Below are 25,024 nucleotides of genomic sequence, written 5' to 3' on the forward strand. Positions count from 1 at the left end.
AAGGGATGGAAGCACAGCGAAGCGGGCGTTTGGCGGCCGGGCAGGCCGCCCTTTGGGCGGAGCGGGCGGCCCGGATGCATCAGGACATGTTCGCCTGCTATATGAACGATGAGACCGGTATTCTCGATCAATGGTATCCCCGTTCGGAGAACCGGCCTGGCGACAACTTCTACTACTGGTGGCAGGCGCATGTCCTCGACGTCCTGGTGGACGCCTATGAGCGCAGCGGCGATCCGGCACTGCCGGAGCGGATTGGGCGGTTCTGCCGCAGTCTGGAAAGCTATAACGGCGGTACGTTCAAGCATAATTATTACGACGATATGGAATGGACGGCGCTGGCGCTGCTGCGGGCCTATGACGCATTGGGCGACCCGTGGTACAAGAAAAAATCACTGGAGCTGTGGGCGGATATCCAAACCGCGTGGAACGGGCATTGCGGCGGGGGAATGGCCTGGAAGAAAGACCAGCTCGATTACAAAAACACCCCGGCCAACGCCCCGGCCGCCATTTTGGCGGCAAGACTCTACCGGCGCTTCGGCGATGAAGCGGATCTGTCCTGGGCTAAGCGCATTTACGATTGGAACAAGGCTCATCTTGTCGATCCGGAGACAGGCTTTGTCTGGGACGGCCTCAACCGGCTGGGCGACGGCCGGATCGACAAGGACTGGAAATTCACCTACTGCCAGGGCGTGTTCATCGGTGCCGGGGTCGAGCTGTACCAGTGTACCGGCAGCGCGCAATATCTGGAGGACGCCCGGCGGACCGCGCAAGCTTGTTTTGACGAGCTTGCCGATCCGGACAGCGGCCTGCTGCCCGATGAAGGGATCGACGATACCGGGCTGTTCAAGGGCATCCTGATCCGCTATTTGCTGGAGCTGCTGCGGCTCGACCCGGAGGTTCCCCGGGTCCGCGGCATCATCGCGGCCAATGCGGAGCGCCTGTGGCGCGAAGGCATGCAGCCTTCGCCGCTGATGTGCGGGCCTGGCTGGGATAAGCCGCCGCGTCTGCCGGTGCAGCTCAGCGTCCAGCTTAGCGGACTGATGCTGCTGGAGGCAGCGGCTGCGCTGGAGGCGGGGAGTGATCAACCGTGAAAGGAGATGGCGGGATGATGAATGTGCTCCAATACGACCTTGAACTCGGCCAAAATCCTTGTGTCGATGATTCCGATTATGCTGATCTATCCGTTTCTGCAGCGGTATCTCATCCATGGCATCGTATTGGGGTCGGTAAAAGAATAATGGAAGTGAGCAGAGGAGAATGAGCATGACCAAACCCCTTAGTCAAACCGAGATTATCGCCCTGGTTGAACAAACGATGGGGCATCGCCCGAAGATTGTAGACATGTTTAAACGCTGTTACGAAAATACGCTGGAAACGACGATCCGCCGTCATGAAGACGGCACCGTATTCATGTTGACCGGCGATATTCCGGCCATGTGGCTGCGCGACTCCGTCAATCAGCTGCGGCCGTATCTGATTCCGGCAGCCGGGGACGAGGGACTGCGGGAGATTATCGAAGGCGTGCTGAAAAGACAGTGCGAGTGCATCCTGCGGGATCCCTATGCCAATGCATTTAATGAATTCGAGAACTTCCACGGCCACCATGACGATCTCACCGACATGTCCGGCTGGATCTGGGAGCGCAAATATGAGGTCGATTCGCTGTGCTATCCGATTCAATTGGCCTATTTATATTGGAAAAACACCGGAGAGACAAAGCATTTCACGGCAGCGTTCAAGCAGGCGGCCGAGCTGATTGTGCGCACGTGGCGGACGGAGCAGCGGCATGAGGAAATGTCTCCCTATACGTTTGAACGGCCGGGTGGCGGCCCTACGAATACGCTGGCAGGGAAAACCGCCTATACCGGCATGACCTGGTCTGGCTTCCGCCCAAGCGATGACGCCTGCGAGTATGGTTATCTGGTGCCGTCTAACATGTTTGCAGTCGTGGTGCTGGGGTATTTGCTGGAGGTAAACGAGCAGTTTTACCGGGACGAGGCGTTTGCGGAGGAGGTCCGTGCGCTGCGGGAGGACATCCGGCAGGGCATCGAGGAGCATGCCTTGATTGAGGATGCGGAGTTCGGTCAGGTCTACGCTTATGAGGTTGACGGACTTGGCGGGGTCAATCTGATGGACGATGCCAATGTGCCCAGCCTGCTGTCCCTGCCTTATCTCGATTATTGCGCCAAAGACGATCCCGTTTATGTGAATACGCGCAAGCTGATCCTCAGCCGCCGCAATCCTTATTATTACGAAGGGACTTATGCGAGAGGCATTGGCAGTCCGCATACGCCGAAGGACTACATCTGGCACATCGCCCTGTCCATTCAGGGCATCACGGCGACCGGGGAAGCGGAGAAGCTGGAGATTCTGGGCATGTTCGAGCGGACGGATGCCGATACGGGGCTCGTCCACGAGGGCTTCCATAAAGATAATCCGCAGCAATTTACGCGGGAGTGGTTCTCCTGGTCCAACGCCATGTTCGTTGAATTTGTGTTAAGCCTGTGCGGTTTGGAAATCAAAATGCGATAGTTTTGAAATAGCAAATCGAAACGGAGGTAATGTCGTGAAAGGGAATCCGGGAAAAAGGTCGTTATTGAGGTTGACTGCATTGCCATTGATCATGGCCCTTCTGCTGACATCAGTTATCGGGGCCGCCCCGGTCCGTGCCGCCTCGTTCGGACCGGCCGACGCGGACGCGGCGATTAAAGCGTTCAACGCCAAGTTTTGGGACCCGCAAGCGAAGTACTTCTGGGCCAATTCGAACCGCGGCGACAATTACCAGAGCTTCTGGGTCGAAGCGGAGCTGTGGGAGATGGTGATGGACGCCTATCTGAACACATCAGACCCGAAGCTGAAGGCCGAGCTTCGAACCCAGATCGACGACATCTTTGACGGCACGGTGGCTAAGCACGGCGAGGACTGGACGAACAATCCGTTTAACGATGACATCATGTGGTGGGCAATGGGCAGCGCGCGGGCTTATCAGATTACCGGCGAAGCCAGATATTTGGAGAAGGCCAAGTATTACTTCGACTTCGTGTACGATACGCAGTGGGACGACGAGTTTGCGGGCGGCGGCATTTGGTGGCTGAACAGCGAGCACAACACGAAGAACGCCTGCATTAATTTCCCGGCTGCCCAGGCGGCTGTATTCCTGTACGAAATTACGGGAGATCGGCATTATCTTGAGGCGGCGACCCGCATTTTCAGCTGGGGCAAAACGATGCTGACGGACGGGAACGGCAAAGTGTTCGACCGGATCGAGCTGGAGCGCGGTCCGGTGCCGGATTCCACGCATTATAATCAAGGGACATTCGTCGGTGCGGCGGTGGGGCTGTACCGGGCAACCGGGGACGAGACGTATCTGGAGGATGCCGTGAAGGGTGCCCGGTTTACGATGGACCGGCTGGTGGACGACAACCGGCTGCTCAATTATGAAGGGCCGAACGGGGATTTGAAAGGCGGCAAAACGATTCTGATCCGCAACCTGGCTTATTTGCAGCAGACGCTGGACGATCTCGATGACCGCGCCTATGACGATTTTGAGCGCGAATTCGACGCCTGGCTGGCCTTTAATACGGCTACGGCCTGGAGTCATCGCGGCGAAGAGGGGATCGTTGACGGGAACTGGGTGGGACAACTGCTCTCCGGCACCTATGAGTCTTGGTCGTCCGCGGGCGCGGTTCAAGCACTTACGGTTGTGGAGCCGCAGGAGGCTGCTCCGCGTTATCCGGTTAGGAACGCCTATTCAAGAATCGAAGCGGAAAAATACAATATCGGTAAAGGGTTCGTGCTGGAGGGGAGCCCGGAAGGCACGCTGCAGCTCGGCGGCATCCGTTCCGGCCATTTCGCTGCCTATAAGAACGTTGACTTCGGAACGGACGGCGCGATCGGGTTTATTGCCCGGGCCGCCAGCGGGACGGGCGGCGGCAATATCGACATCCGGCTGGATGGGCTGGATGGACCGCGGGTCGGCACGGTCCGCGTGGAAGGCACCGGCGGCTGGCATCAATTTATCGATGCAGTCGGCGTGCTTGAGGATGAGCAGGGGAATCCTGTGACCGTAACTGGCACGCATGACGTATATTTGGTGTTTAACCAAGTCAACGACGAATATCTGTTTAACTTGAACTGGTTTCGGTTTACCGAGAACGATCCGAGACAAACCGATGCCTATGCCAAGCTGCGGGCCGGTCAGCTGGATGGCGGCTCGGGCTTAAGCGTTAACGCCGAACACGGCTACCTGGAGGGAATTGCGGACGGCGCTCATGCCATCTATCGGGATATCGACTTCGGCAGCAGCGGTGCATCCGGCGTAACGATGCGCGTATCCAGCGGCCATAAAGGCGGCTCGATCGAGGTGAAGCTGGATAGTCTGGACGGACCGACCGTCGGCGTTGCCCGGATTCCTGCCCTGGGCGGCTGGGACGACTGGGTCGATCTGATGGCGCTCGTAGATGGGGAACAGGCTGTCGGCATTCATGACGTGTATCTTGTTTTTCACGGGACGGACGGCCAGGATTATCCTTGCAATCTCGATTGGTTCAATTTCACGACGGTTAAAGGCACGGGCCGGGATGCCTTCGGCAAGCTCGAAGCCGAGCATTATACGATCGGCAACGGGTTCGGCACAGAGCAGGGCGGAGGGCAGACGTATCTGGCGGGGCTGTTCGGCCCTAACCAGCCTTACGCGATGTACAACTACGTCGACTTTGGCGATACGAGCCCGGAACAGTTCCATGTTCATGCGGCCAGTGATACGGGCGGCGGCACGATTGAAGTGCGAATCGACAGCATGAACGGCCCGCTGATTGCCGCCGCTAAGGTCGACGGCACCGGCGGCTGGCATAACTTTGAAGTGTTCTCGGCGAACATTGCGACACCCGTCACTGGCAAACATATCGTGTTCCTGATTTTCAAAGGCTCGGATTGGCTGTATAACCTGGACAAATTTACGTTCGGCGATCCGGCCTTATTTACGGCCCCGACTACTCTGCCGGCGCCTGTGCCGGACGATGTGCCTCCGGGCGAGGTGGAGAACGTCCGGGCCCTTCGGGAGAACGGGCACATCCGGCTGTACTGGGATGGGCCGTACGATATGGACGGCAAGCTTGTACAGATCCGCCTGTTCAAGAACAAAAAGCAGGTGGGCGATACGCTTGAGGTACGGCGCGGGATTCAGACTGCGCTCCTGCCGGAGGTGAGAAATCCCCGGAACCATACCGTCACCTTCACAGCCGTGGACCATTCCGGAAATGTCTCCAAGGGGCACACCGTCCGGCTGGATGATTTAATAAAGAAATGACATGAACCAGACCGGCGTACCGCTTAAGCGGGCGCCGGTCTATTTTTGCTGGATCGTGTTCGGCCCATGGTCATGAGGCAGGCCCCGGGCCGACTCACAGGGCTGTTAAATAATGGACAATGCCTGCCGCAATTGCTTCGGCCAGCTTCATCTGCCCGTTGCGGCTCGTCAGCAGCTGCCGGTCCTCGGAATTGCTGATGAAGCCGGTCTCCACAATGACGGCGGGAACGTCGGTCGTATTCAGCAAATAGTACGGCTTGCCGACCATGATCTGGTTGCGGTTTCGGTATACTTGATTCAACTGCTGTTGGATTGCATCGGCCAGAGCCTTGCTGCGCCCTTCCGATTGATGCAGCACGATGCCGCCGCGTTTCGAGCTGTTTCGGCCCCAGTTCACATGGATGCTTACTACAAGCTTGGTCGGGATCTCTTCGCTAAGCTGCTTGCGCTGCGAAAGGTCGCGCCGATGCCTGGAGGACGTCCTGTGCCACCGGTTGTCGTCGCTTAAAGCGTAATCGCCGTCGCGATTGAGCACGGCAGGATATCCCTGCTGCCGGAGCAGCATAAACAGCCTGCGCGATATTTCAAGATTGATATCCTTTTCCAAAATATCGCCATGGGAGGTTCCCCCGTCGATGCCGCCGTGCCCCGCATCGATCAGTACGACGTCCTGGGCAAAAGGATGTAGGTGGCGTGTGTGATGCTGGTTGTTTTCCCGGCCTGACGAGACAGGGGATTCTGGGATCTCTATATGCAGGCTGCGGGCGGCGGCCTGTGTGCGATTGTTGTGGCTTGCGGCCTGGCCCACGGCCTGAACATGCTCCGAATGGAAAGCTGCTGCCATATGATCCGGGCATGCCAATGCCAGGAGAAGCATCCATATTCCTGCTGCCTTAACCATGATGGACTCCTTCTTTCTCGTGGATTTCGACTTCTTTAGAATGTGCAATTTGCGGAAAATCATCCCGATTCCTAAAGCTGTGAGTCTAGAAACGATTGAAACGGAGCAAACTGATAACGGGATGCGGATAAACCCTAAGAAGATCCAAAGGAGATGATGAGATGGCCAGCGGAGATGAACTGATCAAATACATTACGGAGCGATTCGTAACCTATATAGATACACCGAAGGAGATCCGCCGCCAGTCCAAGGTGAAGGAATCGTGGACAACGAAATGGTTCGGCATGATTCCGTTCTCCGTATCGCTGTGGAAAGAGGACATGTCATCCAAGCGTAAGCGAAAAACCAAATAGGGTGACGTGACCAGGCCAAAGGATGGTTAATAGCACACGATGAGACGTCGGCACCCTCATGACAAAGAAACAAACACCGGAATGGATGCTTTTTCCGGTGTTTGTTTTTGTCTGATTTACCTAAATCCGCAAGCATGTTTGAAAACATCTTATTTAAAATAATAAATTAGCTCTCCATCTTTATCGTAATACTTATATGAATAATGACTTTTTCCAGTCTTAGGGGGAGACATCCAGGTGACACTGGCCTTATAAGGCGTAAACTCTTGTTCTATTTCCTGTCCATTTACGCTTACCTGCATTTTCGCTATTTTATTTTCTTCATTAGTGACAATCAAAAACAAGAGAGGTTCTGGGGCGAAGACGCTAAATGCTTCATTAACGTTTACTTCTATATGCTGCCACCTATAATTTCCGTCTTTGTTTTTTTGAAATTGAATGTAGCCTGGATTATTGTTCGATAAGAAACCGGCATATCTTCGGTCATTCATGTCTTTAATTTGATTTTCCCGGATAAACATAGAACTTGCCTTGACCCACTAATCGGGGTGCCGGCAGAAACCGGGTAGTGTCCGTATTCCGGAGCGGAATCGCTACATAGATGGCTGCAGCATCAGCAGCGCTGCCGGAGACGGATGACCAGCGCTGCCATCCGGTCAAGCTGAACGGGGCACCGAAAGCGGCATTGCCATCGCCCTTCGATTTAAACACCAGTGAAGGGTGCTTTTGCAGCAGCCTTCTGAGCTCGCTGCTGCTTCGGGCCGTGAGGCTGGATGAGGTCAGCCATTGAAGATTATCATACGGGTCGGGACGATGCTCCGTGATGGACGGAGCGTCCGCCGACCATCCATGTGCAGATCCGGCTGCAACAACTCCTTTGCTGATGCCGGAGCGGTCCAATGTGCCGGAGGCCAGCGAGACGTTCGGGAGCAGCTCGCTATTGAAGCCGCTGATATAAAGCGTATCTTGGTTTGGAAGGGTGACCTCCCATACAGGAGCTCCCGTATATCGTTTACGAATCAAGCTGCCTTGCGGGAGAGATCCCTCGGGATCGGTAAGCCCCTCGGCGGCTAGACGCTGCTCCAGCGGTCCCAAGCTGAAGGGGAGGGTACCGCCGATTCCATATTCACTGAGCACATACCCTCCATCCTCGGAGGCGCTGATAATGAGGTAACCTTGAGGCAAACCTTCATCGGTTACCGTGACCAGCCAGCCGTGCGTCCCGGGTCCGAGCGGGGTGTATTCCAGCTCGGCCTCGCTCCAGGCTGTAAACGGCACATGGGCCGAGAGCTGCTCCACGGTGTCCTCCGTGAAATGGAGCAAGCTCTGCGGAACCGCGGCGGAGACTGCGGACTTCCGAATGGAGCTGTCATCCGCGAGGGAGAGGGATGGATCGGCGGAAGCGGGAGTGATTATCGCCGCTTCACTGCCGGCCGCAGCGACCGCAAGCGGATGGATGAGGGCCGCCGTACATATGGCCGCCAGCAGCAGGGCAGACCTTGCGCGGGATCGATTGGACCGGCTGTCGTTTTCGTTATTGAAAGAGCCTCCATGGAGGACGTTATTTTTATGCCAATGCAACAAATGGATCAACCGCCTTTCCTTCCCGCCATCCTAAGCGATGGGGGATATGGTGGTTCTATCATATCGGACAAGCTGTGCAAACGCTGTTGCAAGGTGTCGCGCCAGGACAGAAGGGAACGGTTCTTTTTTTGCCTTGTTTTGTAGAGGAGCGTCAAGAGGACGCGCTCACGGGCGAACACAGGTGAAAGAGGCCGCAGGTTATGGCGGAGAAGCTGATTTTCGGCTCATACTGCCACTGCATTTCCGACCTCCGGTTCCGGTATTGTTCCTCGATTTGAGCTTTCTTTTCCTCATCCTGCTCTTTCAGCAGGTCCTCGTAATAACTGTCGATCACCGCAAGTTCCTCCGCCAGTCGTTCGCGTGCCTTGGATGCCCATGTATAATCCAGCTTGCTTAAGCTGACGATCAGATGCTCCTCAAGGAGCCCCGCCGCCTCGCGCAGCGAAACGGCCGCAGGACGGACGTGCACGCTTTCGGGCAGGCGGGGCGTCAGCTCGCGGCCATTAAGCACAGCCGGGAAATCTGTCACGATCTTCCGGGTGGACAGCGAGATGCCAACATAATGGAGCTCCTCGCGCTTCAGATCACAGCTGAACTCTACCTTGAAGCAGACGCCGAGCCACTGCTCGTACGGCGTTGACCTTGCCCGTGGGCGCGGCTCCGTGACGGGCTGCTGGAACAGATACACGCATTTGCCTTCCTCTCGGGCCGCGTTCCAGATTTGAGCCAGCCTGCTGCTTCCGTAGCTGACGTTCTCGCGCTGGATGCGGCCGGGACCGAGCACGGGGAGCACGGGAGCGTTGCCGTAAAAGCGGGCCAGCAGCGGGTCCTGCTGCGGCGCGGACAGCTGCGCCTTGCTCTCGGCGAGCTTGGCCTTGGCCATCCGCTCGTCGTAGGCTTCCGGATCGAACACGAACTGGAAGGAGAGAGTCTCGGCCGGCGCCCCGGTACGTTCCACAAAGCTCCAGTAGTAAGGGCGGTTGGTGAGCATTTTGTCGGCTTGGGGCGACAGCTTCACGGTAACATGCTCCGGTGATTTTTCAATGACGGTGCATTCGGTGGCTTCCAAATAGGCCATGAAGTGCTTCTGCACCTCCTGCGGCGTCATGGTCATATCAGGCTTCTTCCTCTCTTAAGGTTTCTCCGCTCGCTTCCTGCTCGATATCCTGCTTGATATGGTGCAGCGAGTCGCCGAGCGTATTGATGCGCCTCCGGATCTCTTCGTCGTTGCCGGACTCCAGCATGATTTTGTACAGGCTCTTCTCGAAGGATTCGTTCTTCTCGTAGCGTTCCAGAATGACATCCAGTCCTCCGATAACCATCTCGAACATATTGATCTTCTCATGCAGCAGATTCAAAATATGCTCCTCGATCGTACCTGCAGTGGACAGGTTGAAGATTTGCACATCGTTGGTCTGGCCGAGACGGTGCACGCGTCCGATCCGCTGCTCCACTCGCATCGGATTCCAGGGCAGGTCGAAATTGATCATATGGTGGCAAAACTGCAGGTTAATTCCTTCGCCCCCGGCTTCAGTTGCGATCATAACCTGAGCTCTCCCCCTGAACAGGTCCATCATCCAGTCCTTTTTCCCCCGGTTCATGCCGCCCCGGTACGGCACCGATATGAGTCCGTGATCCCGGAAATAGTTAAGCAGATATTCCTGGGTGGCCCGGTACTCGGTGAACACGATCACCTTCTCGTTCATCTGGCGGATGAGCTCGATCGTTTTCTCGGCCTTGGTATTGGCTTTAATCGCTTTGATCAGATACACCAATTCCCAGATTTTATCGCGGAGCGGGGAGTCCTCCGGCAGCTTCTTGGACAGATTGACGAGCGTAACAAAGACCGCATCCCGGCTGCTGCACACCTCGCGCTGGAGGGTGACGAGGGACAGCATGCTGCTTAAATTTCCCCCTGCTGCCTGATACTGATCTTTGACGAAGGACGTGACCCCGTCGTATAATGACTGTTCTTCGGGCGATAAAGTCAGCCCGACATTGCGGACGGAACGCTTCGTAAACTTCACTTCGCCTTCGCCCCGCCGGTTTCGGATCATGACCTTGGACAGCTCGTCCTTGAGCTGCTCCTGGTTCTTCGGCTTTCGTTTATCCACAACGAAATTGGCCGCAAACTGCCCCTGGCCGCCAAGCTGGCCCGGCTTCAGGAGCGTGATCAGGTTGAACAGCTCGCTGAGGTCATTTTGTACAGGCGTAGCGGTGAGGAGCAGGCAGTATTTTTTGCGCAGCTTCTGAATGAATTGGTAGTTGGATGTTTTCTTGTTTTTGAGCTTGTGGGCCTCATCGATGATGAGCATATCGTATTCCTGATTCAGGAGATATTCGCTATGCGGATCCCGTTTGGCGGTGTCCATGGAGGCGACGACGATGTCATTCGCCCAGGAATAGGCTTTTTTCTGCGCAATGGCCGGAATGCCGAACTTGGAGTTCAGCTCCCGGACCCACTGGAGCACCAAGGAAGCAGGTACGAGAATCAGCACTCTGGATACGAGCCCGCGGAGAATATATTCTTTTAAAATAAGACCGGCTTCAATCGTCTTCCCGAGTCCAACCTCATCGGCCAGAATCGCCCGGCCCGACATCTCGAACAGCACCCGCTTGGCGGTGTCGGTCTGATGCGGAAGCGGGGACAAATCACCCAGGTGCTTGAGGCACTGAAGCTCTTCGAAGCTCGTCACCAGGCGGGATTGCTCGCCCTCAACGGCTAGCTGAGACAGCCTGAAGTCCCCCCACGGACCGCCTTTCTCAAGGCGCCCTTCGAGATCGTCCAGCCAGGAACGGTCCATCTGAAGCGGTACGGGCAGGCGCGGATCCGTCGTCATGTCTGGACCGGCAGTGGATGGCTGATGATTCATGGTGATCCCCTCCTGTTATGAAAGTTTCCGGACAGCGGTGTATGAGTAGTATGGACGAAAAAAGAAGTCTTCATAACTTGCACCTCCCTTTATGGGGTGCGAAAGGGCGGAGAGAGCGCACGGCTGCTGGAATTGGCAATTTTCAACGTGTTTTTCATAGGAGACAAGTGAAAAAGAGAGCGGGACGAAGAAAGCGGAAGCAGGAGCGGACAAGCATGGGGTTTCGCCCTTAATTTTCACATTATCGGCATAGTTTTACTATATATAGTGTAGTATAATGAATTCATTGCACTATATATGGTGTGTTTCGGCGTTTTGTATGTTTGATCCGCTACATATGAGGTTATGTTGATGGTGAGCCCGCTAGCAGTATTCGTGAAAAAGCGGCAGCTGCACGGGGATCCTTACTACTGCGGCATAACTGCGGAAATTTTGGCAGTCTTATCGGAATTTGCCCGGATCGGTACATGATCACGGCATCTGATATCGACGCAGGATAACCGCTCAGGGCGGTTCGTTTTTAAACGCGGTCTGTCTTCTTAGAGAACGTCGATCAACGTTTTATTTATAATCGTTATATTTTAATTAGGAGGAGTTGCTCTTGAGTACGATGCAAAGTCAGAGGCTGGAAGGTTTGAGCGAGAAGATCTTTTTGGACCGGTATGCGTGGAAGGATGCGGACACCAATAATGCGAAGGTCGGCGATGTGGTGCTCGTTCTGACGAAGGACGACCCGAAGTTCCCGACGAAGGAAGTCGGCGAAATCGTGGCTCGTGAAGGACGGAAGGTAACGGTTCGTACGCGCAAAGGCGAGCTGGTGGAGTCGGAGGTGGAGAAGCTGACGCTGACCATCGAGAAGACGCCGGAGGAAATGTGGGATCGGCTTGCGGCCGCGATGTCATCGGTTGAGGCAACACCGGAGCTGCAGGAGGAATGGCGGGAGAAGTTCCGTTACATTCTGGATGACTGGAAGCTCGTTCCGGGCGGCCGGATTGCAGCAGGCGCGGGAGCCAGCGATGAGCTGACGCTCTTCAACTGCTATGTCATCCCTTCTCCAAAGGACAGCCGTGGGGGCATTATGGAGACGTTGACCGAGATGACCGAAATTATGGCCCGCGGAGGCGGCGTAGGTATTAACCTGTCATCGCTGCGTCCTCGCCGCGCGATCGTTAAGGGCGTGAACGGTTCCTCCAGTGGCGCCGTATCCTGGGGCGGCCTGTTCAGCTACACGACAGGACTTATCGAGCAGGGCGGAAGCCGCCGCGGCGCGCTGATGCTCATGATCAACGACTGGCACCCGGATGTGCTGGATTTCATTACGGTGAAGCAGACGATGGGCCAGGTGACCAACGCGAACCTGTCGGTATGCGTCAGCAACGGCTTCATGATGGCCGTGAAGGAGGATCTGGAGTGGGAGCTGGTATTCCCGGACACGACCGATCCGGATTACGACGAGGTGTGGGACGGCGATCTGGACAAATGGAAAAAGGCCGGACGAAAGGTCATTCCATACCGTACGGTAAGAGCGCGCGAAGTGTGGCATACGATTATCGAATCGGCCTGGAAATCGGCCGAGCCGGGCGTTGTCTTCATGGAATACTACAACCAAATGTCGAACAGCTGGTACTTCAACCCGATCATCTGCACGAATCCTTGCGGCGAGCAGGGGCTTCCGGGCTGGGGCGTGTGCAACCTGTCTGCGATGAACCTGTCGAAGTTCTACGACGAGGAGAAGCATGATGTGGCTTGGGACGAATTGGCGGTAACGACGCGTTACTCCGTTCGCTTCCTGGATAACGTCATCGACCGGACGCCTTACCATTTTGAGGAGAACGAGGCGAATCAGAAAAAAGAACGCCGCGTCGGCCTTGGAACGATGGGTCTCGCCGAGCTGATGATCAAGCTGAAAATTCGCTACGGCAGCCCGGAATCGTTGGAATTCCTCGATAAGCTGTACGGTTTCATCGCCCGCGAAGCGTATCTGGCATCCGCCGACATCGCGGCGGAGAAAGGCTCGTTCGAAGCGTTCGATGCTGAGCTGTACCTGCAGAGCGGATTCATGAAAAATATGGCGGAGGTTTATCCGGAAGTGGCTGAGGCTGTACGTGCCAAAGGCGCACGGAACGTTACGGTCATTACGCAAGCCCCTACAGGCAGTACCGGCACTATGGTCGGCACCTCGACGGGGATCGAGCCGTACTTCGCCTTCAAATATTTCCGTCAAAGCCGTCTCGGCTTCGACGAGCAGTTCGTGCCGATCGCTCAGGAGTGGCTGGACAGCCATCCGGGTGAGGAGCTTCCGGATTACTTCGTGACGGCGATGGATCTGTCCGCCGAGGATCATATCCGGGCGCAGGCTGCCATCCAGCGCTGGGTGGACAGCTCGATTTCGAAGACGGCCAACTGCCCTGCCGACTTCACGGTTGAGGATACGAAGCGCCTCTATGAGCTGGCCTTTGACCTTGGCTGCAAAGGGGTAACGATCTACCGCGACGGCAGCCGCGACATCCAAGTGCTGCAGACCGAGAAGAAAGAAGACAAGGCAGCGGAAGCTGTAACGGCGTCTTCCCAGGAAACGGCGCTAGAGCAAAGCGCGGCAGGTCAAGCAACAGAGGATGCCGCCGGCGTACAGCCATCAGCAGCTGCCCCTGCGGCACCGGTTGGAAGCAAGAGCGGACTCGATAAGCAGTACAAGAAGCGTCCACAGGTGCTGCGCGGCGCAACATATAAAATGAACACGCCATTTGGCATGGCGTACATTACGATCAACGACCTGGACGGCATCCCGAGCGAAATCTTCCTGAACGTCGGCAAAGCCGGTTCGGACGTGTTCGCGATGGCCGAGGCGCTTGGACGCGTCTGCTCCCTGTTCCTACGGTATGGTGACCATGGCAACAAGGTGGAGCTGCTGATCAAGCATCTGAAGGGCATCGGCGGCACCGGGGCGATCGGCTTCGGCGCGAACCGCGTGGAGTCCATCGCGGACGCCGTAGCGAAGGCGCTCGAGACGCATGTGGCAAGCGGAGCACCGGATCATGACCATGATCCTGCGCCGGTTGCGGCCACCATGGCTCCGGCCGAGCCTGCGGTTGCCAGCCACGGCGCACCAGCAGCCGACCATGGCCACGGCGGCCACGGCGCTCACGCCGGCGGCTCGATGTCGCTGGACCTGTGCCCGTCCTGCGGCGGCGCGTCCCTGATCAACATCGAGGGATGTAAGACTTGCGGGAACTGCGGGTATAGCAAGTGCTCGTAAGGGTGTAAGGAAGCTGTAAAATTAATATTCATACAAATACAGAGAAAAAGACCAGACAACAGCTGCTGTTGCTCTGGTCTTTTTTTTTGATTAAAACCCTGGAGTGAAGAGTCGATTATAGGATGCAACTAAGAAGGTGCATTAACAGTAAAAGTTGATCCATGGGATATTTTAATGCGCAAGTATCGTCCCCTTCCGTAAATGATCTCTCTCATTTTCCGTAAATGAATTCTTTATTATGAATCGCTTTGCACCGTAGATAACGAAACGAGGACCGGACCGGCGAAATCCCAAGCTTCCTCACCCTTGGGATTGTGAAGCCGGAACAGGAAGGCGTCGCCTGTGTCTGACCGCCACACGATATAATCGCTGATTCCTCCACCGCTCGAGGCTTGTAGGTAGAGCTCGGCGGAACCAAAAGGATGCTCGATAAGCTCTCCGCTAAAATCGGAGACTTCGCCGAACGGTTCAAACTCCTTTGTGCCAGCAGCTTCAAGCTGCTTTAGATCATATTGGGCAGGCAGCGGGTCTCGAACACGTATAAGGAAAAGCGCCTTCACACTTTCATGAAAATCATACCTTAATGATTCAGTACAATCACGCCTTTCTGTCTAAGCTCGTACTTATTGCCTTTGCATAATTAGACGACGTAAGATATAAAAAGGTTACCATTTTCTTGAAATTTTTTAACCGAAATCAGGATTCGCCTGAGTTTCGAGAAGCGGGAGAATTGAGGAAATGTTACAGATTATGCCATAATGATATTACCAATAGCAGCTTATCAAGCTGATGATGACTTGGAATAAAACGCTTGCGCCATTCGTAATGTATATATTAAACATATTCAATGAAATGTGGTGATTCGGTTGAGCTCTACGGAAAGAATGCCTTTGTATCAGAGGGTTCAAGAGTATATACGCGACTTGATATCGTCAAATGTATTGAAGGTTGGAGACCGTATTCCTACGGAAAAAGACCTCATGGAGCGTTTCGGAGTCAGCAAGATTACGGTCGTGAATGCCCTGGCCGGCCTGGTTAACGAAAAAATCATAACGAGGGTGCCCGGAAAGGGGACTTTTGTAAGTGAGCCTGAATCTGAAATGCCGGCGGCTTCTCCTATAAATGCCGTAAAGTCTATTCATAAAGCTGGCGGAGCAATGGGGACAAGGTTAATAGGCCTGATTCTGCCCAGCATTTATGATTATTTTACGATTCGGCTTATACAAGGCATTCAGCAAGCACTCAACGAGAACGATTACCGCTGCATGATCTATTTGTCGGAGGGCGATATTGATAAAGAAAAAGAAGCGATCAAGACATGCAGTAACATCGGAGTGGAAGGGCTATTGATCTTCCCGGTTGACGAGGAAATATTCAATGAGGAAATATTAAGCATGAAATTTGCGGGGTTTCCGTTTGTTCTCATCGATCGTTACCTTCCCGGGGTAGAAACGCATTATATAGCATCAGACGGCAGGCTCGGCGCTAACATGGCGGTCAATTACCTGTGGGAGCTGGGGCATCGTGAAATCGCCATATGCTCCGATTCGCCCATACAAACCGTTACCGTCCAAGAGCGGATCGACGGATATATGAATGCCTTCAAGGAAAAGGGAGCACTCATTAACCCAGCCCACATCGTAACCGGCTTTGAACTCGGAAGTCTGGAGCAAGCGGAAACCCATCCGCTGTACCGCTATATCAAAAATCGGATGGCTACGGCCTATATTACGCTGAACGGAAGTCTTGCCGTGAAAATCTACCAGATTGCGCGTCAGGTTGGATTGAAGGTCCCGGAGGATATTTCCATTATCAGCTTTGATGATCCGACCTCCATCATCGAAGGCTACAGCACGTTTACGCATGTTAAGCAGTTTGAACGGGACATGGGCTACCGAGCGGCCTATACCCTGCTTGAGGTCATTAACGGTGATGAGGGACATCAAGGGAAATATTTCAAAACCCTCGTGGAGCCGGAATTGGTGATTGGCGAGACGACGGGAACAAACGTCTTCTCCGCTTTGTGATATCAACCCCCGTTTCCCCTATATAAAGGAACCTAAATACGAGTCCGACGCGCTTTCGATCGAATCTGACTCTGGAAGCGGCGGCTCCCCGGACTCTTCTACTAGGTCATCTGCTACTCCTTCCCATGAAATCCTCCCATAAGAAGTCCTAACCCCATAAAGAAATTCAGCAGAAGCCCTCCCAACCATGTCCAGTCTGTTTGACTTCGTACCACATTTTTGATCACACAATTTTCTGTGGATATATTGAATATAATGTGCCTTCGCTTAAGGAATGCCTGAAAGGTGGAGAAGGAGACCCCCCCATTTCTCAATAACCTAAAGAACAGGAGGTCACTCTAGGCCACCTGCAGCTTCTTTTTGATGTAACCCCCGATTATTAATCAACGAAACCACCCGTACTTTTATCGGCCTAAAAATACTTTTACCGGAATGAAGAAATTATGGAATGATTCCAACAGTATATTGAATATATTTAAACTACCGTTTAGTGAAACCGCTTGCAGTAAGGAGGGGGCAGTCGATATATATAATCGAAAATCGATAACCATTGGCATGGGCTCTGTTCCCAAGCTATCGGGAATGGATTCGTAACCATCCGATCCGACGAAGATGGAGGAGGTGTTCGGAGAGTGGTACCCAAAGGTGTAGGTATCCCTGGATTTGAGCAATTAAAAAAGAATAAGAAGTTCTCTAAAATCTGGCAATTCAGGCACATCTATTTGTTTTTGCTTCCTGCGATCATCTGGTTTCTGGTGTTTGCTTACTATCCGATGTACGGCATATTAATCGCGTTCAAGGATTTCAAATTTAATTTGGGGATCTTGGGAAGTCCGTGGGCAGGCTTTAAATATTTCGAACAGTTTTTGAACGATTCCAGCTTTTACGATGTGCTCCGAAATACGTTATCCATCAGCGCGCTTAAGCTTATTTTCGGATTTCCGGCTCCATTGATCCTGGCCTTAATGCTCAATGCCGTCATGCACAAAAGAATCAAAAGAGTGTTTCAGACGATTTCCTATCTGCCGCACTTCGTGTCGTGGGTTGTTGTCGTTACCTTACTTCAAAAGATCCTGTCTCCTAACGTAGGGCTAATCAATGACATTCGATTCCAAATGGGTTTGGATCCGATCTTTTTTATGGGAAAGCCGGAATTATTCTATCCGTTGGTCATCATCTCCGACATTTGGAAGGGTGTAGGCTGGGGTTCGATCATTTATTTAGCCGCGTTAACGAATATCGATCCGCATTTGTATGAAGCAGCGGAAATCGACGGGGCTGGAAGGTGGAGCAAGCTATTTAAGATCACGCTGCCATGCCTTACTCCAACGATCGGCATATTGCTGATCTTCTCCCTCAGCGGAATCCTGAACGCCGGCTTTGACCAAATCTGGCTGATGCAGTCCCCGGCAACGCTAAGCGTCTCAGAGATCTTGGACACCTATGTCTTGAAAACCGGCCTCCAGCAGGGGCAACTCGCCTATTCCACGGCGATAGGATTATTCAAGTCCGCGATTTCGCTGCTGCTCATTGTTGCTGTCAACAATATATCCAGACGTGTGAGTAACGTATCGCTATGGTAATAGGCTGGCACTCAAGATAAGGAGGTGTGTGTATGGGTGCGAGAAGGCTGTCGCCGGCAGATAAAATGTATATGACGCTCAACTATACGGTGCTGTTTTTATTCTGCGCTACGGCGCTCTATCCATTTATCTATTTCCTGGCCCTATCTTTCAATGACGGCTACGATGCGATGAAGGGCGGAATCTATTTTTTTCCTAGAGTGTTTACGTTAGAAAACTATGCGAAAGCGTTCAGCAACTCATTGATCTTGAATTCGTTCTTCATTTCCATTACCCGAACCGTTGTCGTAACGGTAGTCTCCGTATTTCTGACGGCCTTATTAGCCTATGCGCTTTCGCGGAAAGGGCTGCCCGGAAGAAAGTATATCGTATTCTTCTTTTTCTTCACCACGTTGTTCAGCGGTGGGCTTATCCCGACGTTTATCCTGTTCCGGCAAATCCACATCCTGGATACGTTTTGGGTATTGGTGCTGCCGTCGCTATACAATTTCTTCAATGCGATTATCATGAAAACCTTCTTCGACGGGATCCCGGAGGGGCTCTCGGAATCGGCCCGCATCGACGGAGCAAGCGAGTTGTCTGTATTTGCAAGAATCATCCTGCCTCTCTCGATGCCGGTGCTTGCGACCATTGCCCTGTTTGTCGGGGTGGGCGTGTGGAATGACTGGTTTACCGGCCAGTTCTTCATACAGAATGAGAACCTGCAGCCTGCCGCCACGTTCCTGAACAAGATGATCAGCGAAGCGTCCTTCCAGTCAATGACGTCATCGTCGGGAAATAGCGGATCTGCAATTCAAAACATGACCGAAACCCAGATGGAGCTGCGAGGCGTAACGCCGGAGGCCTTGAGGATGACGTTCGTCATCATTATTACGACCCCGATCATCTGTGTGTATCCATTTCTTCAGAAATATTTTGTAAAAGGCGTATTGGTCGGTTCTCTTAAGGAGTAGTTGGTATAAAAGGCTAAGCCTCTTATATAAAACTTCCAATGGAAGGGGATTGTAGGATGAGAAAGAACAAGCGCAGGAGTGTTCTAGGCATGGCACTAATCGCTTTGCTGCTTTTCATGACAATGACGGCATGCACAGGATCGGGCGGTAAAGAGGAAGCAGGCACGAATGAACCGGGTCCAAAAGAGTCAGGGACTGAAGAAATAAAGCCGGTCACCTTGACTTTCCTCAGTGCCTGGAATGGCGGCGGAGCCGGTTTCCCGCAGGACCAGGAGAATAATCCCGTTGCCGGGCAGATCAGGGAGAAAACCGGGGTCACATTAAAACTTGAATCCATTACAACGAGCGAAGTCGAGAAACTGAACACCATCTTTGCTTCCGGTACGGTTCCGGATATCGTAAACGCACCTTTCTGGTCTACGACAGGAGGAGAAGGACAAGTCATCAAGAAGGCGGCCACGGAAGGACAGCTTCTGGATTTAACCCCTTATCTCGATAAATACCCGAATGTAAAAAGACTTGTGACGACCGGGATTGCGAAGGATTTTGCCGAGTTCGATCTCAACAGCCCCGAATTTGAGGGCAAGACTTATCTCATTCCTACGGAGACGCCGGACGGAACCCCGGAGAGCATTCATAATTGGAACTACGGCCTGTTTGCCAGGGGAGATATCCTGAAAGCCTTAAATGTGAAAGCGGAGGATATTGATACGCAGGAAGAGCTATATGAGTTATTGGTCAAGATCCGGGATGGCGGTTTCAAGGATATTGGCGGAAAGCCGGTTATCCCGGCCGGAACCATGTGGAATGGATGGGATTACGGCCAATTCCTAGCCGGGTGGACGGATTACACGATTTCGGACTATCGTGAAGTCGACGGAAAACTGATCCACTGGACGCAATCCAAGGATCATGAAGCCAGGCTGTTATACATGAGAAAGTTAATAACGGAAGGTTTGTTCGATCTTGAAGCCTTCAACAATACGAGCACAACGGCGAATGAAAAGCTGACGACCGGCAAGCTTGCCGTATTCGGAGCCCAGCCGATGCTGGCGGATTTACAAAAAACGCTGTACAAGACGAATCCGGAAATGCAATATGAGCTGCTCGGACCGATGAAGAACAAGAGCGGAAACATTCGAACGCAAGTGGAAAAGCCGGGCCGTTCCGGGTTCCCTGTCCTGTTCTTAAGCGCGGACATCAAAGATCCCGATGCGGCATTGCGGTACATTGATTATGTCAACAGCGAAGAGGGCCGGTTGCTTGCGTATTTTGGGATCGAAGGAACGCACTACACCATGGAAAACGGGATCCCCCAATGGATTCCGGATGTGAAAAAGCAATTCGATGACAACCCGGATCTGAAGAGAGACGCAGGGCTCAATTATCTTCCGGGAAGATTTATCGGGGCCTTCTCCTCGGAAGTCACTTGGCCTACGCCTGAAGATCAAAAAACCGAGTGGCAAAAGCTGGAGGAGAGCTTCTCGGCAAGAATGCCGATCAAAATCATAGATAAAGTAAGCGCCAGCTACCTTGCAAGAGAGTGGCCTAAATATCAGGAATATATCGATAAAACCAGTAGTTTGAATTTTGATGAGGAATTTAAGAAGGCATTTTTTGCGGCGTCCGATGAAGAGGCTCTAAATATGCTTCATAGTGTTCAGGAAAAATTCAGAGCGGCCGGCGTGGAGGAAATGGCGGAGTTCGTGGCTCAAAAAGCTGCGGAACGGGATGATGTAGGGTTCTAATGAAGGAAGATTGCGGGATGGTGTGGATGGTGCCGCTCCATCCCCAATCACTTTCTTAACCTTGTTTATATCGCCGCCTCCCTTTGAGTGTGTAAAATTTGGTGAAAAAATATAAACGGTTACGGAGGGAAGACGCATGTTGAACGTTGCGATGCTAAGTAAGTGGCATGTGCATGCAGAGGATTATGCAAGAAAGCTGCAATCTCACGGTAACGTGAAGCTCGCGGCCGTCTGGGACGAACAGCCTGAACGCGGAAGGGAATGGGCTGCCCGATTGGGAGCGGATTTTGAAGCGGATTTGGATAAGCTGCTACGGCGGGAAGACATCGACGGCGTTGTGGTGGATGCCCCTACAAGCATGCACGCCGACGTCATGGTCGCTGCCGCGGAGGCCGGCAAGCATATTTTTACCGAGAAAGCGATGGCTCTTACTGTTGAAGAATGCAATCGGATTTCTGCGGCGGTACGCAAAGCAGGCGTCAAGTTCTGCATTTCTTTTCCCGCCCGTACAAGGCCGCACCAATTGTTTGCGAAGCAGCTGATCGATGACCATGTATTAGGGGACGTGACGCTTTTGCGCATTCGAAACGGCCACGACGGTGCTCTGAATAATTGGCTCCCCGACTACTGGTATGATGAGAAGCAAACCGGGGGCGGAGCCATGATGGATTTGGGATGTCATCCGATGTACTTAGCCAGTTGGATGTTGGGTCAGCCCAAAAGAATCACATCCATGTTCCATTACTTCACCCATCGGGCAGTAGAGGATAACGCGCAGTGCTCCATTGAGTTCGTCAACAACGCGGTCGCATTGGTCGAAACGAGCCTTGTGACGTACAGAACCCCTTCGGCCCTTGAGATTTACGGTACGGAGGGCACCTTGATGATCTCGGATGATTCCGTTCGAGTCATCTCGAAGAAGCTCGAGCTACCTTTTTCGGGATGGATCTCACCGACTCAGCTCCCTAAAGAGCAGCCGCTTCCGATCATCCAGTGGGCAGATGCGTTGCTTGATGACAAGCCGATGCCTTTCGGACTGGAGGACGGGACGAAATTGACGGAGCTGCTGGAAGGGGCCTACATCGCACATAAGGAAAACCGAACGGTGGAGTTCAAATAACGCGGGGGAGGGGATTCCATGAGAACCGTAAAAGTCGGGATTATCGGCTGCGGGATGATTGCGGGCGGGAAGCATATGCCATGTTTGTCCAAGTTGGATAACGTACAGATGGTGGCCTTCTGCGACTTGAAGCCGGAACGAGCCGAGGAAGCCGCCCAAAAATACGGCACGCCAGACGCAAAGGTGTTTACGGATTACAAGGATCTGCTGGCGATGGAAGAGATCGAGGTTGTTCATGTGCTAACACCGAACAGCTCACACGCGGCAATTTCCATTGATGCGCTCGAAAGCGGCAAACATGTCATGTGCGAAAAACCGATGGCCGTCACAGGCGCCGAGGCCAAAGCGATGTACGAAGCCCACTTGCGAACAGGCAAGAAGCTCACCGTCGGATACCAGAACCGTTCCAACGCCAAGAGCCAGCTGCTAAAGAAGATGATCGCCGACGGGGAGCTTGGGGATATCTATTTTGCCAAAGCGGTCGCTACCCGAAGACGAGGAGTGCCTACCTGGGGCGTGTTTCTGGATAAAGAGAAGCAGGGGGGCGGTCCGATGATCGATATTGGAACCCACTCCCTGGATCTGATCCTGTGGCTGATGGATAACTATGAGCCGGAGAGCGTCGTCGGTAGTACCTTCCATAAGCTGAAGTTTACCGAAAATGCCGCGAACGAATGGGGATCCTGGGATCCGAGCGAATTCGAGGTCGAAGATTCGGCGTTCGGGTATGTGAAATTTAAAAATGGTGCGACGGTCATCATTGAAACCAGTTGGGCCCTCAACATTGCGGAAAGCGGCGGCAACCTGCTGTGCGGGACGAAGGGCGGGGCGGATTTTGCCAAAAATGAACTGCGGATCAACGGCGAGCGGGACGGAAGCTTGTTCCTCAATAAAATCGAGGTGAATCCGAATGCAAGAGAATTGTTCAGGGGAGAAGAATTAACGGATTTCGAATATGAAGCCAAACAATGGATTCACAGTATCGTGAACGATACCGAGCCCCTGGTTAAACCGAGGGAAGCGATGATTGTTTCGCAAATATTAGAAGCGGTATATATATCGGCGGAAACAGGAAAAACGGTTTATTTTGATTAGGGAAGGGTCGTGAAACGCTGTCTTGCCATTGCGGGTTGCCAAGCGCCGATTATTTTTCGTTTTATTAAGAATGTATTCGATCAAATACCGATCTTTATACGTATCCTTGTCTTCGTGGATACCTCTGCATTTCGTCGGACGCATTCAAGACTGCCGATAGACAAGGAAATCGTCCATTGGAGCCCGCGCCTTGCGCGGGTTATTTTAATGACTAAAGAACGTCTCATCGGCGTTAATATCCATGGATGATCCGGGCCTTCCCGCACATCATCGTGCAGCCTTACAAGCGTGTAAGGGTATTGTCATCTAAATCAATGGTACCAAACTGGCTGTTCCTCTAAAATACTCCCTGGATAGGATTATTGTTAAGGGGGAGTTGGCGTGAGGTTTTTTGAAATACTGCTATTCTTTTCGAGTACGTGTTTGTTGGCATTCCAGTTCGTAGTCAATCCACGTATCCGAAGATCAGCTTTGCTCCTGACAAGCGGAGCAGGCTCCATCTTTGTAGTGATCCATTTGCTTGTCGAAGGATACAGGGTTCAGCTATTGTTTTTATACGGATTTACGCTCCTGATGCTTATTCTTTCACTGATTGACGCTTTCAAAGCACCGGCAGCCGTTCAGACTGCTTCGCGAATCCGTAGGCTGCTGGGCCGACTCTTTATCGCGTTTGGGTTAATCGCAACGGGATGCTTCCTATTTGTGTTTCCCGTATTTAACGTTCCTGAGCCAACTGGCGAGCTGAAGGTAGGTACACAAGTCTTTCATTTCATCGATTCAAGCCGGGAGGAGACATTCGGTACAACCGCCACAGGGAAGAGGGAATTGATGGTTCAGGTATGGTATCCGGCTCAAGCCGGCACCGGGCAGTACGCTCCTTTTATCCCTGATACCCGGATTCTAAGTTACATGGCGGCGAATTACGGCCTTCCCGGGTTTACTTTTCAACACTTGAAGTACGTATCCAGTCATGCTTATTCCGAGGCCGAAGTCTCTTCAGCACAGACTACATACCCGCTGATCCTTGCGAATCCCGGCTTTGGCTCCTCCAGGTTCCTCCATACGTCGCAAGCCGAAAATCTCGCGAGTCACGGATATATCGTCGCCGTGATCGACCATACCTTCAATACATTTGCAACAGAGTTTCCGGACGGTCGAATCACGACCAGCACAACCAACGACTTATTTTCGCCCGACCACGATTACCGAACCGAAAGCGGAAATCGCGACAAATTGGGAAAAGTTTTAACAGATGATGTGGCCTTTGTGCTGGACCAGTTCGAGCTTATCCAATCGGGGCAGATTCCAAGTCGTTTTAAAGGGAAAATGGATCTCAAGCATGTCGGGGTGTTTGGTCATTCCATCGGCGGAGCGACGGCCTATGACGCTGCTTTCGATCCGCGAATCACGGCTGGGATAAACTTGGACGGAGGGCTTTACCGCCTGCGTGACAGAGAGGGGCTGAAAAAGCCGTTTTTATTCATCCACTCGGAAACCGAATATGAACGATTAAAAATGGTGAGGGATGACCGGGTTTACACGGATGCAGAGCTTGACCGTATGGGCTCAACAAGAGAGTGGATGGATCAAGTAAGGGAAGATAAAAAGCTGGAGCTTAAACGGATGCGCGAAACGGTCGGCGAAGGGGGACAAGTCCTCTATATCGACGATGCGGAGCATTTGAATTTTACCGATGTCCAGTTCATTTCTCCTATTTTCAAATTGCTGGGCATTACAGGAAAAATTGCACCTGAAAGAGCGAGCACCGTTATTAATGCCTATATGCTGGATTTCTTTGACATGCATCTGAAAAATCAAGGCGGAAACTTAATGAAAGGACCGGATAGCCGCTTTCCCGAGATGAAGTTCGCAACCTCGCTATTATAAATGATGGAACAAGCAGCCGATTTCGGCATGCTCCCTTATTAAGTAAACAAAGACTATCGTCACATGTAAGCAGCCAGTCGCCGGTATCTAACCGGTGGCTGGCTTTTTCGTTTAGCTTGAATGCGAATCGAATACTGGATGGGACTGCGTCCCTTTTTTGGTCCGGACTTTCTAGTTAGTGGGCTTATTTCGAACACATGCAGACTTTCCCACATGCATCTTGCGTAATCTGCAAAACGCCCCAAAAGGGAGCGTTATTTTTTTGGTGCTTTTTAATTAATGTCCCGCTGTTTCATGCAGGAATTTATACCTATTTTGTCGAAATCAATCGAGGTT

The 25,024-nt window shown here is 52.9% G+C and carries 18 protein-coding genes and 1 pseudogene; 13 read left to right on the forward strand and 6 right to left on the reverse strand.

Annotation, left to right across the window (positions count from 1 at the left end):
* The first annotated feature begins 5 nt into the window (after positions 1–5).
* The 4 genes and pseudogenes from MKX76_RS01330 to MKX76_RS01345 all read left to right on the forward strand — a co-directional run bounded on the left by MKX76_RS01330 (position 6) and on the right by MKX76_RS01345 (position 5,308).
* Positions 6–1,091, forward strand: a complete 1,086-nt coding sequence (locus MKX76_RS01330; RefSeq protein ID WP_210094799.1) for a glycoside hydrolase family 76 protein — start codon at positions 6–8, stop codon at positions 1,089–1,091.
* A 27-nt stretch (positions 1,092–1,118) separates the two neighbouring features.
* Positions 1,119–1,238 (forward strand): annotated as a pseudogene (locus tag MKX76_RS01335) (carbohydrate ABC transporter permease); the annotation flags it as partial.
* A 25-nt stretch (positions 1,239–1,263) separates the two neighbouring features.
* Positions 1,264–2,532 (forward strand): glycoside hydrolase family 125 protein, encoded by a 1,269-nt coding sequence (locus MKX76_RS01340; protein ID WP_210094798.1) that lies wholly within the window; start codon positions 1,264–1,266, stop codon positions 2,530–2,532.
* Between the two features lie 34 nt (positions 2,533–2,566).
* Entirely contained in the window at positions 2,567–5,308 is a 2,742-nt protein-coding gene (locus tag MKX76_RS01345; RefSeq protein WP_210094797.1) for a carbohydrate-binding protein, read from the forward strand.
* Between the two features lie 94 nt (positions 5,309–5,402).
* Here the strand turns inward: MKX76_RS01345 and MKX76_RS01350 are convergent, their stop codons facing one another.
* Entirely contained in the window at positions 5,403–6,209 is an 807-nt protein-coding gene (locus MKX76_RS01350) for an N-acetylmuramoyl-L-alanine amidase (RefSeq protein ID WP_210094796.1), read from the reverse strand.
* A 161-nt stretch (positions 6,210–6,370) separates the two neighbouring features.
* Here MKX76_RS01350 and MKX76_RS01355 point away from each other — a divergent pair, with 161 nt between their 5' ends.
* Positions 6,371–6,562, forward strand: a complete 192-nt coding sequence (locus tag MKX76_RS01355; RefSeq protein ID WP_210094795.1) for a YqzE family protein — start codon at positions 6,371–6,373, stop codon at positions 6,560–6,562.
* Between the two features lie 149 nt (positions 6,563–6,711).
* Here MKX76_RS01355 and MKX76_RS01360 read toward each other — a convergent pair whose 3' ends face one another.
* From MKX76_RS01360 to MKX76_RS01375, 4 genes are all read right to left on the reverse strand, one after another.
* On the reverse strand, positions 6,712–7,083 hold the full coding sequence (locus tag MKX76_RS01360; RefSeq protein ID WP_341032744.1) for a hypothetical protein: 372 nt from the start codon (positions 7,081–7,083) through the stop codon (positions 6,712–6,714).
* Positions 7,058–8,155 (reverse strand): hypothetical protein, encoded by a 1,098-nt coding sequence (locus tag MKX76_RS01365; protein ID WP_244869164.1) that lies wholly within the window; start codon positions 8,153–8,155, stop codon positions 7,058–7,060. Before MKX76_RS01365 ends, MKX76_RS01360 begins: the two co-directional genes overlap by 26 nt.
* A 142-nt stretch (positions 8,156–8,297) precedes the next feature.
* Positions 8,298–9,260, reverse strand: a complete 963-nt coding sequence (locus MKX76_RS01370; RefSeq protein ID WP_210094793.1) for a YqhG family protein — start codon at positions 9,258–9,260, stop codon at positions 8,298–8,300.
* A gap of 1 nt (position 9,261) precedes the next feature.
* Entirely contained in the window at positions 9,262–11,019 is a 1,758-nt protein-coding gene (locus MKX76_RS01375; protein ID WP_007127762.1) for a DEAD/DEAH box helicase, read from the reverse strand.
* Positions 11,020–11,629: 610 nt separating this feature from the next.
* On the opposite strand from MKX76_RS01375, the gene MKX76_RS01380 reads away from it, so the two are divergent.
* Positions 11,630–14,275 carry an adenosylcobalamin-dependent ribonucleoside-diphosphate reductase gene (locus tag MKX76_RS01380; RefSeq protein ID WP_373872043.1) on the forward strand — a complete coding sequence of 882 codons (2,646 nt, stop codon included), beginning with the start codon at positions 11,630–11,632 and terminating at the stop codon, positions 14,273–14,275.
* A 236-nt stretch (positions 14,276–14,511) separates the two neighbouring features.
* On the opposite strand, the gene MKX76_RS01385 is transcribed toward MKX76_RS01380, so the two are convergent.
* On the reverse strand, positions 14,512–14,835 hold the full coding sequence (locus MKX76_RS01385) for a hypothetical protein (RefSeq protein WP_341032746.1): 324 nt from the start codon (positions 14,833–14,835) through the stop codon (positions 14,512–14,514).
* 324 nt (positions 14,836–15,159) lie between these two features.
* Between MKX76_RS01385 and MKX76_RS01390 the strand changes: the two genes are divergently transcribed.
* The 7 genes from MKX76_RS01390 to MKX76_RS01420 all read left to right on the forward strand — a co-directional run bounded on the left by MKX76_RS01390 (position 15,160) and on the right by MKX76_RS01420 (position 24,688).
* Positions 15,160–16,302, forward strand: a complete 1,143-nt coding sequence (locus tag MKX76_RS01390; protein ID WP_007127765.1) for a GntR family transcriptional regulator — start codon at positions 15,160–15,162, stop codon at positions 16,300–16,302.
* A gap of 632 nt (positions 16,303–16,934) precedes the next feature.
* Positions 16,935–17,885, forward strand: a complete 951-nt coding sequence (locus MKX76_RS01395; RefSeq protein ID WP_007127766.1) for an ABC transporter permease — start codon at positions 16,935–16,937, stop codon at positions 17,883–17,885.
* A gap of 32 nt (positions 17,886–17,917) precedes the next feature.
* Positions 17,918–18,838, forward strand: coding sequence for a carbohydrate ABC transporter permease (locus MKX76_RS01400; protein ID WP_341032749.1), 921 nt, complete (start codon positions 17,918–17,920; stop codon positions 18,836–18,838).
* A 56-nt stretch (positions 18,839–18,894) separates the two neighbouring features.
* Positions 18,895–20,586: an extracellular solute-binding protein gene (locus MKX76_RS01405; protein WP_341032751.1), complete on the forward strand. Its 1,692-nt coding sequence runs from the start codon at positions 18,895–18,897 to the stop codon at positions 20,584–20,586.
* 136 nt (positions 20,587–20,722) lie between these two features.
* Complete coding sequence (locus MKX76_RS01410; RefSeq protein ID WP_007127769.1) at positions 20,723–21,706, forward strand: Gfo/Idh/MocA family protein; 984 nt, start codon at positions 20,723–20,725, stop codon at positions 21,704–21,706.
* 18 nt (positions 21,707–21,724) lie between these two features.
* Positions 21,725–22,801 (forward strand): Gfo/Idh/MocA family protein, encoded by a 1,077-nt coding sequence (locus tag MKX76_RS01415; protein ID WP_007127770.1) that lies wholly within the window; start codon positions 21,725–21,727, stop codon positions 22,799–22,801.
* A 381-nt stretch (positions 22,802–23,182) separates the two neighbouring features.
* Positions 23,183–24,688 (forward strand): alpha/beta hydrolase family protein, encoded by a 1,506-nt coding sequence (locus MKX76_RS01420; protein ID WP_007127771.1) that lies wholly within the window; start codon positions 23,183–23,185, stop codon positions 24,686–24,688.
* Positions 24,689–25,024: the final 336 nt, after the last annotated feature.

The sequence above is a fragment of the Paenibacillus sp. FSL R5-0810 genome (assembly GCF_038002285.1).
Lineage (GTDB): Bacteria > Bacillota > Bacilli > Paenibacillales > Paenibacillaceae > Paenibacillus_AQ > Paenibacillus_AQ lactis.